This window comes from Micromonospora sp. NPDC049049, assembly GCF_040649115.1.
GTDB lineage: Bacteria > Actinomycetota > Actinomycetes > Mycobacteriales > Micromonosporaceae > Micromonospora.
This window is the reverse complement of the sequence record NZ_JBEZEX010000032.1, coordinates 1-12,457: the sequence shown is the minus strand read 5'-3', so window position 1 is coordinate 12,457 and position 12,457 is coordinate 1. Positions and strand designations below refer to the sequence as shown.

Here is a 12,457-nt window from a genome sequence, read left to right as displayed (position 1 = left end):
CGAATCCCCGTACTTGTTACGTGTCACGTTGTTACACCGCGCACTGCGCAATGGTCAGGTCGTAGTGACGCTCTCCGCTGTTCCACACGGTGGTGGTCATCGCGTCCGAGCACCGGTAACCGTTCCACCGCCACGCGTTCTTGCTGCTGCAGTAGGTGGTGACGCGGTTGGAGGTGTAGCCCTCGTCGCTGTACGAACGGAAGCCTTCGAAGTGGTATTTACTGGCGCAAGGCCACGAACCCCGACGCCAGCCACCCGTGCACTGCCCCGTACCGCTCCACCAGTTCGCCGACGAGGGCGTGTAGTCCCAGGGACAGGACGTGTGCTCGCTCGTGGGGCCGGCGAAGGCGGCTCGTTTGTTGATGGCCCAGTCCAACGGCACGAGGGTGCTTGCCATGGCGGAGACCATGAGGCCCTTGAACACCGTCCGTCGCGACGGCTTGATCTGTCGAAGACGCGCGACCAGGACGCTCGAGACGGCGTCGGCAGGCATGTCATCGGCGGACGGAATGACGCTGAGATTCATACTGCCTCCCGGGAGGGTGCACCCTTGCCCTGCGTGAGGCTCACGGCGCTCGCCTCGGCAAGAAGTTCGGTCAGGTTCGTGTCGGCGTAGACAAAACGCCGGAAGATCACTTCGCCAGCGGCGTTGACGACGGAGAGCGTGGGGTTGTATCCCTCGTAGACCGCCGCCCAGACGTCCGGATCCGCCACGGTCTCCATGGCGACCACGTCCGGATGCCGGTCCCTGGCGTCGATGCTGCTGAAGACCCGCACCACACGCAGCCCGGCCCAAGCGGCAGTCGCCATCTCCTCCTCCACCGCCTTGGCGAGTCGGTGACAGATGGGGCACTCCCCGTCGAGGGTCAACAGGACCGTGGCGGACTCCCCGGGCCGCGGCCGCAGCGATGCGGGCAGGGTGTCCCGCCGGCCTCCGCCGACCGTCAGGTCGGCGATCACTTGTTCGACCTGCCTGAGCCGGGAGTAGACCCCGGCGACCGCGACAAGGGCGAACACTGCGACGAGTATCGCGAGCAGGGCCAGCGCGGCTGGCAGCGAGAGAGCCACTACCCGGCCCAGGTGGCACGGAGTCCGTCGAGCACAGCCGACGCCCGACGATCGGGATCGTCGGAGAGCACCTGGGGGCGAAGCGGGCTCCCCGGCGGATGGAAGGTCAACTCGGTCACCGTCTGCGGGCCGGCGACGACATACCGCCACTGATAAGCCGTGCCGGCCAAGCGCTCGCCCTCGGCACCCTCAAGGCCACGGTCGCTTCGCCAGATCTCCTGATCGTCGCGCACCAGCCCTCGCCACTCCGGCAGGACCGCGGCAGCCTCCTCGGCGGGACGGATGCAGAGGAACGCCCACTCGCTCCAGGCCGCGACGAGCGTCCCATGCTGCTGACTCATCTGCGGGACGCTGGGCCTGACCTGGGCGCCGTTCTCCGAGTCCTCGAAATGGATCGAGTTGATGAGGGAGGCGAGCAGTTCGGACCGCGGAGCGGCGGCTCCGAACCAGGTGGTCGCCTCGTGGTAGGGGCCAACCCAGACCAGGCAGCTGTCGGAGCGGTCGACCGCCTCGTACAGGTGGACGTCGTATCCCTTTCGGGCGAAGACGCGCTTGGATGCACCTGGCATCATCTTCTTCTGAATCACCTGGTACTGGCCGACTGCCGTCACGTGGAAATCCCGCTGGACGCGCACACCGGAAATACGCGTCACACAGACCCAGTCCGGTTTGCCGAATTCTTGAGGAAGATCGATGTCAAGCCGCGCCCCATCGGGCGCAATGCGAATCATCCCGACAACCTCCAAAAACAATAGATAGGTGGATGTCGATATAAAATACTTGACTATCGGATCTACCACAAGACGCTATCACCACCTAAAGCCGCCTGTGATCCGGCCGAGACAACACGGCCCGGTTCGGGGCGAAGCCCGCAAAAGGGACGGCCGCCCCCGCATTGCCGGAACCTCCAGCCGGGAAATCCCATTGTCGTCGAACGATAGGTATCGCCATCGCGAACTAAAGGCGTCACAACAGCTTGCGCTCAGACCACGCGGGGTGTTACCGCTCCGTGACCAACCGAGTTGCACTTCGCCACTTCAGGCCGCCTACAGTGGCCGCACCGGGGGTCAACCGACCCCGATCCGGGAGACGACAGGGGACGGTGGACGACGTGACGACGGGCGAACCGCTCATCGTGCTGGACGCGGTCAACAAGTGGTTCGGGCCGCTGCACGTGCTGGACGACGTCTCACTGTCGGTGGGGCGGGGCGAGGTGGTCGTGGTGATCGGCCCGTCCGGCTCCGGCAAGTCGACGCTGTGCCGCACGATCAACCGACTGGAACCGATCAACTCGGGCACCATCACCTTCGACGGCCAGCCGCTGCCAGCTGAGGGCAAACCCCTCGCCAAGCTACGCAGCGAGGTCGGCATGGTCTTCCAGTCCTTCAACCTCTTCGCACACAAGACCATCCTGGAGAACGTCACCCTCGGCCCGATCAAGGTCCGCAAGGAGAAGCCGACCGCCGCCCGCGAGCGCGGCCTGGCTCTGCTCGACCGGGTCGGCATCTCCAACCAGGCCGACAAGTTCCCGGCCCAACTCTCCGGCGGCCAGCAGCAGCGGGCGGCAATCGCCCGAGCGCTGGCCATGCAGCCCAAGGCGATGCTCTTCGACGAGCCGACCAGCGCCTTGGACCCGGAGATGGTCGGCGAGGTGCTCGACGTGATGACCTCGCTGGCGAGCGACGGCATGACGATGGTCGTGGTGACCCACGAGATGGGCTTCGCCCGGCACGCGGCGAACCGGGTCATCTTCATGGCCGACGGGCAACTGGTCGAGGACGCCCCACCGGCGGAGTTCTTCGCGAACCCGCGCAGTGAGCGGGCCCGAGACTTCCTCTCCAAGATCCTCACGCACTAGGCGTCCGTAGTGGAGCGCGCCGTACTCGGTGGGCTCCGTCGAAGAAGGAGAAGAGTATGCGTATCAAGCGCGTTGCGGCAGTCGCCGCGGTCGCCGCTCTGGCGCTCGGCCTCACCGCCTGTGGTGGCGACGAGGGCGGGGACACCGGTGCTGGCAGCAAGTCCTTCGCCGCCGGCAGCACCATGGAGAAGCTGAACAAGGCCCAGAAGATCAAGGTCGGCACCAAGTTCGACCAGCCGGGCTTCGGTCAGAAGGGCCTGTCGGGCAAGCCGGAGGGCTTCGACGTCGAGATCGCCAAGATCATCGTCAAGGAGCTCGGCATCCCCGAGGACAAGATCGAGTGGGTGGAGACGCCCTCCAAGGTGCGCGAAGACGTAATCGTTAACGGCACTGTCGACCTGGTCGCCGCCACTTACACGATCAAGGACGAGCGCAAGGAGAAGATCTCCTTCGCCGGTCCGTACTACGAGGCTGGCCAGAACATCATGGTCCGCAAGGACGACGCGGCGATCACCGGGCCGGACTCGTTCAAGGACGGCAGCAAGAAGGTCTGCTCGGTCACTGGCTCCACGCCGGCCGAGGAGATCAAGAAGCACGTCAAGGACGTCGGCAGCCAGCTGGTGCTCTTCGACACGTACGACAAGTGCCGGGACGCGCTCAAGGGCAAGCAGGTAGACGCGGTCACCACTGACAACGTGATCCTGCTCGGCTACATCGCCAAGGACGAGGCGTCGTTCAAGATGGCTACCGACAACTTCACCAAGGAGCCGTACGGCATCGGTGTCAAGAAGGACGACACGGCCTTCCGTACCTTCATCAACGACCTGCTCGAGAAGATCTTCACGGACGGTCGCTGGAAGAGCGCCTGGGACGAGACCGCCGGCAAGTTCGGCGCCACGCTGGGCACGCCGCCGACCATCAACCGCTACTGATCTGATCCTTCGATCTGGAGGGTGGGGAGGAACGCCGACCCGTGAACGTGCTCATCGACAAGTTCGACGTCTTTGCGGGTGGTTTCTGGCTCACCCTCCAGATCTGCGTCCTCGCCGCGATCGGCGCCCTCGTCCTGGGCGCCATCGTGGCGGTGCTGCGCATCTCACCGGTGCCGCCTCTCCGCGCGCTCGGCACCGGCTACGTGAACGTCTTCCGCAACATGCCGCTGACCGTGGTGATGTTCTTCGCCGCGTTCGGCCTGCCGGCGCTCGGCTCCAACGCGGACTTCCTCCGCGTCCCGGTGCTCGACTCGCTGTTCACCCGCCTCGGCACCGATCTTCCGTACTTTCGGTTCGCGCTGATCGCCCTCGTGCTGTACACCGCCGCGTTCGTCTGCGAGGCGCTGCGCTCGGGGGTGAACGCGGTCCCACCCGGACAGGCGGAGGCCGCCCGCTCAATCGGGTTGACCTTCGGCCAGAACCTGCGGCACGTGGTTCTGCCGCAGTCCTGGAAGGCCTCCGTGGTGCCGCTCGGCTCCGTGATCATTGCGATGATCAAGAACTCGGCGCTGGTCGGCTTCTTCGGGGTGGTCGGTGATTTGTCGCAGAGCGCCGATCAACTCACCTCGGCCGAGGGCTACGCCTTCATCCCCGTCGCCATCGGCATCTCGATCGGATATCTGATCATGACAGTGCCGCTCGGCGCCCTGCTGGACCGGCTGGAGAAGCGACAGGCGGTGGCACGATGACCCGGCAGACCAGCGTCCTGTACGACGTTCCCGGCCCCCGCCAGCGGCGGATCACCCTCATCAGCAGCCTGGTCGCCAGCGTGGTCCTGCTGATCGGGGCGTACTTCCTGATCTACCGGCCACTGGAGGACAAGGGCCAGTTCTCGCTGGAGTTGTGGGGGCCGCTTGTCGATCCCTCCAACGAGAACTTCTCCCAGGTCTGGGATCGGATCGGCCTCGGCTTCAAGAACACCCTGTTCGCGGCGGCGCTGGCCATCGTGGCTTCGCTGGTGGTCGGAACGCTGCTCGCCGTCCTGCGGATCCAGCTCAAGAGCCTGACCCGACGGCGGTTCGTCGGCGCGGCGACGCCGCTGGCGTACCTGCTGCGCGGGCTGAGCGCGGTGCTGTCGGCGATCACCCGCGTCTGCGTCGAGGTGTTCCGCGGCCTGCCCGTCGTGCTCACCATCTTCTTCGTGGCCCGCGGCTTCCCCGAGTTCGGCCTGTACTTCGACAACCTCTGGTACCTGGTCATCGGCCTCACCATCTACAACTCGGTGGTGATCGGCGAGATCCTCCGCTCCGGCATGGAGGGGCTGCCGGGCGGCCAGGCGGAGGCCGCTGCCGCCATCGGGCTCTCCCCGACCCAGACCACCCGGATGATCCTGCTGCCTCAGGCCTTCCGGATCATGCTGCCGGCACTGATCAGCCAGCTTGTCGTGGTGCTCAAGGACACCTCGCTGGGGTTCATCATCAGCTACGAGGAGACGCTGAACATCGGCAAACAGATCATCGGCGTGCTGGGCAACCCGATCCAGGTCTACGTCGTGATCGCCGCGCTCTTCATCGTGGTGAACTACTCGCTGTCGAAGCTCGCTCAGTACGTCCAAAGGCGGCTCGCCCGGGGCCGCAAGACCGCGGGCACCCCGGCGCAGAACCCGCCGCCGGCGGCCCTGATGTCCCAGGCCGAGGGTGCGGGCGGAGGCGGCGGGGGCGTCTGAGCCACGTCACACCGACCAGAAGGCCCGAAGGCCGCCCCGAGCAGTTCGGGGCGGCCTTCGGTCGTCTGTCGGTATCCGCTCGGCGAGCGCTGCCGGGCCGACTCAGCGGGCGATCTCGGTGACCCGGGACTCGCGGACCACTGTGACCCGGATCTGACCCGGGTAGGTCAGCTCCTCCTCGATCTGCTTGGCCACGTCGCGGGCCAGCACCGCCGCCCCGATGTCGTCCACGTCGTCCGGCTTGACCATCACCCGGATCTCGCGGCCGGCTTGCATGGCGAAGACCCTGTCCACGCCGAGCTTGCCGGCCGCGATCTCCTCGATCCGCTCCAGCCGCTTGACGTACGCCTCCAGGCTTTCCCGGCGCGCGCCCGGCCGACCACCCGAGCAGGCGTCGGAAGCCTGGGTGAGCACGGCCTCGATGGTCTGCGGGGGCACCTCGTTGTGGTGCGCCTCGATGGCGTGCACCACGTCCTCGTGCTCGCCGTACTTGCGGGCCAGGTCCGCGCCGATGATGGCGTGGCTGCCCTCCACCTCGTGGGTGAGCGCCTTGCCGATGTCGTGCAGGAACGCGGACCGTTTGATGATCGGCACGTCCAACCGCAGCTCGGCGGCCATGATGCCGGCGATGTGGGCGGTCTCGACCAGGTGCTTGAGCACGTTCTGCCCGTACGAGGTGCGGTAACGCAGCCGACCGAGCAGCGTCACCAGCTCCGGGTGGATCTCGGTGATGCCGACTTCGACGAGGGCGTCCTCGGCGGCCCGGAGGCAGAGCTGCTCCACCTCCTGCCGGGCCAGGTCGTAGACCTCCTCGATCCGGTGCGGGTGGATGCGCCCGTCCAGGACCAGCTTCTCCAGGGTCACCCGACCCACCTCCCGACGAACCGGGTCGAAGCAGGAGAGCAGCACCGCCTCGGGGGTGTCGTCGATGATCAGGTTGACGCCGGTCACCGACTCGAAGGCGCGGATGTTGCGCCCTTCCCGGCCGATGATCCGCCCCTTCATCTCGTCACCGGGGAGGTGCAGGACGCTGACCACGCTCTCCGCGGTCTGCTCGCTGGCAACCCGCTGGATCGCGTCCACCACGATGTGTCTGGCGCGCTGCTCGGCCGTGTTGCGCGCGTCGGACTCGATGTCCCGCACGAGCAGCGCCGCTTCCCGCTTGGCAGACGTCTCGATGGCGTCGACCAGCTCCAGACGCGCGGAGTCGGCGGTGAGCCCGGCGACCCGCTCCAGCTCCCGGCGGCGCAGCTCCTCCGACTCGGCCAGCTCGGCCTCGCGCTGGGCGAGCGCGGCCTCCCGGGCGGCGAGGGCGGCTTTCGCGGCGGTGAGCTGCCGCTCCCGCTCGGCGAACCGCTCCACCTCCTCGGTGTGCATCCGCTCCCGCTCGTCCATCCGAGCTGCCCGACGTTCCACCTCGGCGGCCTGCTCGCGGGTGGTGGCGGCGAGTACGGCGACCTCCCGCTCGCCGCTGCGCCGGGCTGCCGTCCGCAACTGTTCGGCGTCCGCCTCGGCCTGCTTGTGGGCGCGCTCCAGAACGGTGTCCGCCTCGGCCCGGGCGTCGTCGAGGACCCGCCGTGCCTCGGCGCGGGCCGCCTTCGCCTCGGCCTTCGCCGCCGCCGCCTCGGTACGGGCCGCCGCGGCCGCTGACTTCGCCACGTCGATCGTGCTGTTCGCCTCGTCGGCCGCGGTCCGTAGGGCAGCCAGGGACTGCTCCTGGCGGTCCTTCTCGGCGATGAAGGCGGGATCCTCCGGTGCCGGCGCGGCGCCCATCCGGCGCAGTGTCCGGATGCCGACCAGCACGGCCCCGATCACCACCACCGCGAGGACGAGGACGGCCGCGAGGAGCACGACGTCGAACGCGTTCATGCCGGGACCCCGTCGGGTCTACCGCTGAACCTGTGCCGCCGCCCCGCCATGGCCGCCTCCCCTAACGTCGAGACCGCAGCGACCGTGCCGGGGGCACACTCCTGCGGCTGTGGACGCCCGACCGGAGCGGCTGGCCGTGGGTAGCTTTCTCCGCCGGCGGTGCCCATGGGGCAGCGTCGGCGGCCGGGTGCAGTTGTCGCAGCGTTCCGGACCGGCCTGTCCGGAACTGCCGCCAAAGGCCGCGGAGTCGGCCAAAGTGATGCTGTTCTGTTACGCGATCTATGTTGTGCGCTTAGCCTGCGCTGGTCGGGCAATGTGAGCCTGTATGGCGAGGCTAGGTCTCCGGGGGTGTTCTGGTCAAGGACTCATGATCAAACCCCCCGAACGGAGAGAAGTTGAACCGTCACCGCGCGCTGATATCTCGGCGGACAGGAGGGGACAAACTCCGCGAGGCTGCCGAGGCCTTGACGTGTCGAGCCTGCTCAGCGCCGTCCAGCCGACTGTCAGACGCGGCCGACGACAAGCGAGGTGTGACGGAACCGTCTCACCAGACGTCAGTCGGCTCCGACCGCCACCGCCGCGACGACCAGTGCCGCGTTGCCCCCGGCGGGTGAGCCGTCCGGCAGGCACAGGGTGTCCTCGAGCCCGATTCGGGTGTCCAGACCCCGGCGCACCGCCTCGGCGAGGACCGGCCAGGTCGCCGGACCCTCGCCGTGCAGCAGCACCGACGGCGCGCCCGCCGGCAGCGCGGCGAGAATCCGGGAGGCGTCGGCCAACGCGACAGCCACGTCCTCGGCCATGCACTCGACCAGAACCCGCCCGGCCGGCACCCGCCACCGCCGGTACGCCGCGACCGCGTCGAGCGTCCACAGCCCTGCCTCGACGAGCACACCACGCTCGTGCAGGGCAGCCGCGACCGCCTCGGCACCGGGCTCGTGCGCGTTGACCGAGGCGAAGTCGGGCAGCACCGGCCAGGCCCGGACGGCGGCCACGCGGGCAGCCGGATCCGGCGAGATCCAGGCGCCGGTGCTCACCCCGACCGGCAGCCCCGGCCGAGCGGCACGGATCGCGGTCAGCGCGTCGGCGATCACCGCCGGCCGCAGCGACTCGGCACCGGCCTCGTCCCGGGGATGGACATGGACGGCCGCCACGCCGAGCGCCGCGCAACGGGCCGCGTCGGCGGCCAGCTCCGCCGCCGTCAGCGGCACGGCCGGATGGGCCTCCCGGCCGTGCCCGCCGTTCAGACATGCCTTCAACATCGGGCCCGCACCTCCATCGGGAGTCGCAGCGGACCGCTCACTCGACCAGACGGTTGTCGCGCTCCAACTCACCCTCGGCGTCGGCGAGAGCGTCGGCGTCGATCTGCTCGGCAAACTCGGCCGCCTCGGCGCTCTGCGCGGCGAGCGCGTCCTTCACCGCCCGGATGGCCACACCGGGTGGGTAACCCTTGCGGGCCAGCATGCCCACCAGCCGGCGGAAGACCGCGTCCGGCTCGCCTCGGGCGGTGCGCAGCTTGCGCTCCACCAGACCACGGGCGGTGTCCGCCTCGGTCTCCTCGTCCAGCTCACCCAGCGCCTCGGTGGCCACCTCGCCGTCCACGCCCTTGCGGCGCAGCTCGTTGGCGAGTGCCCGGCGAGCGAGGCCGCGGCCGTTGTGCCGGCTGGACACCCAGGCCCGGGCGAACGCGGCGTCGTCGATGATGCCGACCTCGTCATACCGGTCGAGCACCTCGGCCGAGACCTCCTCGGAGATGCCCCGCTTCGCCAACGCCCCGGCCAGCTCGGCCCGGGTGCGGGGCCGGACGGCAAGCTGGCGCAGACAGATCTCGCGGGCCACCTCGGACTCGTCGCGGGGAGGGGCCGGAGACTCGACGGAGTCGGCCTCCTCGGACCGACCCCGGCGGCCTCGGCGAGGGCGGGGTGCATCGGTGGCGTCGCCCGTACGAGGCGGACTGGCATCCCAGCCCCGCCCCGTACGAGCGCGTCGTCCTGCCATGGGTCAGCGACCGGTCAGAAGTCGACCGGCGGCAGCTCCGGGCCACCGGCGGCGTCACCCGCGCCGACCCCGACGCCGAGCTTCTCCAGGATCTTCTTCTCGATCTCGGCGGCCACGTCCGGGTTTTCCTTCAGGAACTCCCGGGCCTTCTCCTTGCCCTGGCCGAGCTGGTCGCCGTCGTACGTGTACCACGCTCCGGACTTGCGGATGATCGCCTGCTCCACGCCGACGTCGATCAGCGAGCCCTCACGCGAGATGCCCTTGCCGTACATGATGTCGAACTCGGCCTGCTTGAACGGCGCGGCGACCTTGTTCTTCACGACCTTGACCCGGGTGCGGTTACCGACCACGTCGGTGCCGTCCTTGAGGCTCTCGATGCGTCGCACGTCGAGCCGGACCGAGGCGTAGAACTTCAGCGCCCGACCACCGGTGGTGGTCTCCGGGCTGCCGAACATGACACCGATCTTTTCCCGCAGCTGGTTGATGAAGATCGCCGTGGTGCCGGTGTTGCTGAGAACACCGGTGATCTTCCGGAGCGCCTGGCTCATCAGCCGGGCCTGGAGGCCCACGTGGCTGTCGCCCATCTCGCCCTCGATCTCGGCGCGTGGCACCAGGGCCGCCACCGAGTCGATCACGATGATGTCCAGAGCGCCGGAGCGGATCAGCATGTCCGCGATCTCCAGCGCCTGCTCGCCGGTGTCCGGCTGGGAGACCAGCATCGCGTCGGTGTCGACGCCGAGGGCCTTCGCGTACTCCGGGTCGAGCGCGTGCTCGGCGTCGATGAAGGCGGCGATGCCGCCGTTGCGCTGGGCGTTGGCCACCGCGTGCAGTGCCACAGTGGTCTTACCGCTGGACTCGGGACCGTAGATCTCGACCACCCGGCCACGGGGCAGGCCGCCAATGCCGAGGGCCACATCGAGCGCGATGGAGCCGGTCGGAATGATCGCGGTCTGGATGACCGGCCGATCACCCAACCGCATCACCGAGCCCTTGCCAAATTGCTTGTCAATCTGAGCGAGAGCAAGGTCGAGTGCCTTCTCCCGGTCAGGCCCTGCTGCCATGGTTGCCACCCCTGCCTTCGCCGGCGTCTTTGCTGAGCTTCGCGTCACGCGGACACGCTAGGCGCTAGGTCCGACAGAAAACCAGCCGACGGGCCGCGAGCTGTGGACGAGCACCCCGCTGTGGACAATAGCCGAACAGGTGTACGACTCGACAAGCGACACGCGGAACCGGCAAAAAGGCTGCTCAGCGTAGTCGCGCGGGCACGCGGTCGGGGTACGCGGCACAAACCGCCCGCCACACCACGTGCGTCTGCTCCCCCGATGCCAGGGCCTGCTCGATGGTCCGCCCGCCGAGCTGGGACAGCACCTGATCGCGGGCGATGCTGGCCGCGTAGCCGGGCCCGAACGCCTCGTCCAGCCGCGTCCAGAAGTCGGTCAGCCGCACAGTGATCAGCCCTCCTCGTCCGGTGCCCCGGTCGGCACCGGGCGCAACGCTAGCGCCACCAGGGGCGCCGCCGCGACCGCCGCGAGCAGGGTGAGCACGGGATAACCGGCGAACTGCATGACAAACCCGCTGACCACGGCAGCCCCGGCCCCGGCCAACCCCATGATCAGGTCGGACAGCCCCTGGACGCTCGGCCGCACGGCAGCCGCCACCGACTCGGACAGCAGGGTCGAGCCGGCCACCATCGTCCCCGACCAGCCCAACCCGAGCAGAACCAGACCGACCGAGAGCCGAGGCGTGTGGTGCCCGGCGGTGCCGGCGACCGCGCAGGCGGCCAGCAGCAGGCCGACCCCACCGAGGATCACCGCCCGTCGACCGAGCCGGTCGGTGAGCCAACCCACCACCGGGGAGAACGCGTACATGCCGGCGATGTGCAGGCTCAGCACGATGCCGACCAGCCGCAACACGTCGGCGTCGGCGTGCGACTCACCGAGCCGGACCGGAGTCATCGCCATCACCGCCACCATCACCAGGTGACCCACCGCCACGGCGGCGATGCCGAGTCGGGCGGCGGGCTGTCCGCGTACCACCGACCAGGCCGCACGCATCCCGGCGCCGCGCGGCACGCGCACCTTGACCGGCGCGGCGGCCGGCGTCGCGTCGCCACCCGCCGCCGGCGCCTCGGCCGCCACAGCGGTCGCCGTCGCGTCGGCGGCCGGCGGCAGATCGGCGGCCGGTGCGTCGGCCGCCGCGAGCCGCCGCGCCGTGAGCAGCGGGTCGGGCCGGAGCAACCCGAGGAGTACGACGGCAGCCAACACGAACGCGGCCGCGCTGAACGCGAACGGGCCGGCCAACGGGGGCAACCCCCAGCCGGTGGTGACGCGGTCGGCCAGCGCGGCGAAGTTCGGCGCGGCCACCGCACCGATGGTGGTGGCCCAGACGATCAGGGAGAGCTGCCGCCCTCGGCGGACCGGCTCGGCGAGGTCCACGGCCGTGTAGCGGGCCTGGAGGTTCGCCGCGGTGCCCCCGCCGAAGAGCAGCATGCCGAGGAAGAGCAGCGGCACCCAGCGGGTGGCCGCGGCCAGCACCACCAGCAGACCACCGACGGCGCCGATCGCGTACGCCAGCACCAGGCCCGGCCGGCGGCCGTGCCGCGCCATGATCCGGGTGACCGGGACGGCGAGCAGCGCAGCACCGACCACCCCGGCGCTCTGCGCGACACCGGCCACCGCGGTCCCGGCGATCCGTGCCGCGAGCAGCGCGCCCACGGCGATGCCGATGGTCACGCCGATCCCGCCGATGATCTGGGTGGTGAAGAGCAGCCGCAGGGTACGCCGCTGAATCGACGCGACGTCGGGTCGGGCGACGGTACGCGGCGCGGTCAGGTCGGTCGCCATCGGCGCTCCTGTCGGAAGGGGTGGCTCATCCTCGCGCACCCACACCTACCAGCGGCAGTGGGTTTTGCCGACAGCCGAACCGACAGCCGGTTCCCGGCGGGCGGCGGGCGGCGGGCGGCGGGCGGCGGGCGGCGGGCGGCGGGCGGCGGGCGGCGGGCAGATGGGG

At 69.4% G+C, this 12,457-nt stretch carries 13 protein-coding genes; 4 read left to right on the top strand and 9 right to left on the bottom strand.

The window, feature by feature from the left end:
• Positions 1–31 precede the first annotated feature (31 nt).
• From AB0B68_RS26375 to AB0B68_RS26365, 3 genes are read right to left on the bottom strand one after another with little or no spacing between them, the layout of a single operon-like run.
• Positions 32–526, bottom strand: a complete 495-nt coding sequence (locus AB0B68_RS26375; RefSeq protein WP_357263409.1) for a hypothetical protein — start codon at positions 524–526, stop codon at positions 32–34.
• On the bottom strand, positions 523–1,017 hold the full coding sequence (locus AB0B68_RS26370) for a hypothetical protein (RefSeq protein WP_357263406.1): 495 nt from the start codon (positions 1,015–1,017) through the stop codon (positions 523–525). Before AB0B68_RS26370 ends, AB0B68_RS26375 begins: the two co-directional genes overlap by 4 nt.
• Before the next feature lie 50 nt (positions 1,018–1,067).
• Positions 1,068–1,799: a hypothetical protein gene (locus tag AB0B68_RS26365; protein WP_357263403.1), complete on the bottom strand. Its 732-nt coding sequence runs from the start codon at positions 1,797–1,799 to the stop codon at positions 1,068–1,070.
• Between the two features lie 371 nt (positions 1,800–2,170).
• Here AB0B68_RS26365 and AB0B68_RS26360 point away from each other — a divergent pair, with 371 nt between their 5' ends.
• The 4 genes from AB0B68_RS26360 to AB0B68_RS26345 are packed head-to-tail and all read left to right on the top strand — an operon-like array spanning position 2,171 to position 5,584.
• Positions 2,171–2,926, top strand: a complete 756-nt coding sequence (locus tag AB0B68_RS26360) for an amino acid ABC transporter ATP-binding protein (protein WP_357208139.1) — start codon at positions 2,171–2,173, stop codon at positions 2,924–2,926.
• Between the two features lie 56 nt (positions 2,927–2,982).
• Entirely contained in the window at positions 2,983–3,858 is an 876-nt protein-coding gene (locus AB0B68_RS26355) for a glutamate ABC transporter substrate-binding protein (RefSeq protein WP_357208137.1), read from the top strand.
• 41 nt (positions 3,859–3,899) lie between these two features.
• Positions 3,900–4,607, top strand: coding sequence for an amino acid ABC transporter permease (locus AB0B68_RS26350; protein ID WP_357208135.1), 708 nt, complete (start codon positions 3,900–3,902; stop codon positions 4,605–4,607).
• Positions 4,604–5,584: an amino acid ABC transporter permease gene (locus tag AB0B68_RS26345; RefSeq protein WP_357208133.1), complete on the top strand. Its 981-nt coding sequence runs from the start codon at positions 4,604–4,606 to the stop codon at positions 5,582–5,584. Before AB0B68_RS26350 ends, AB0B68_RS26345 begins: the two co-directional genes overlap by 4 nt.
• 102 nt (positions 5,585–5,686) lie before the next feature.
• Here AB0B68_RS26345 and rny read toward each other — a convergent pair whose 3' ends face one another.
• From rny to AB0B68_RS26315, 6 genes are all read right to left on the bottom strand, one after another.
• A complete protein-coding gene (gene rny / locus AB0B68_RS26340) occupies positions 5,687–7,453 on the bottom strand; it encodes a ribonuclease Y (RefSeq protein WP_357195141.1) in 1,767 nt (588 codons plus the stop codon).
• A 554-nt stretch (positions 7,454–8,007) separates the two neighbouring features.
• Positions 8,008–8,712 carry a 3-keto-5-aminohexanoate cleavage protein gene (locus AB0B68_RS26335; RefSeq protein ID WP_357195144.1) on the bottom strand — a complete coding sequence of 235 codons (705 nt, stop codon included), beginning with the start codon at positions 8,710–8,712 and terminating at the stop codon, positions 8,008–8,010.
• 37 nt (positions 8,713–8,749) lie between these two features.
• Positions 8,750–9,448 (bottom strand): regulatory protein RecX, encoded by a 699-nt coding sequence (locus AB0B68_RS26330; protein ID WP_357263399.1) that lies wholly within the window; start codon positions 9,446–9,448, stop codon positions 8,750–8,752.
• Between the two features lie 14 nt (positions 9,449–9,462).
• Positions 9,463–10,509: a recombinase RecA gene (gene recA, locus AB0B68_RS26325; protein WP_124778261.1), complete on the bottom strand. Its 1,047-nt coding sequence runs from the start codon at positions 10,507–10,509 to the stop codon at positions 9,463–9,465.
• A 184-nt stretch (positions 10,510–10,693) separates the two neighbouring features.
• Positions 10,694–10,894 (bottom strand): DUF3046 domain-containing protein, encoded by a 201-nt coding sequence (locus AB0B68_RS26320; protein ID WP_030489422.1) that lies wholly within the window; start codon positions 10,892–10,894, stop codon positions 10,694–10,696.
• A gap of 5 nt (positions 10,895–10,899) precedes the next feature.
• A complete protein-coding gene (locus AB0B68_RS26315; protein ID WP_357263396.1) occupies positions 10,900–12,291 on the bottom strand; it encodes an MFS transporter in 1,392 nt (463 codons plus the stop codon).
• Positions 12,292–12,457: the final 166 nt, after the last annotated feature.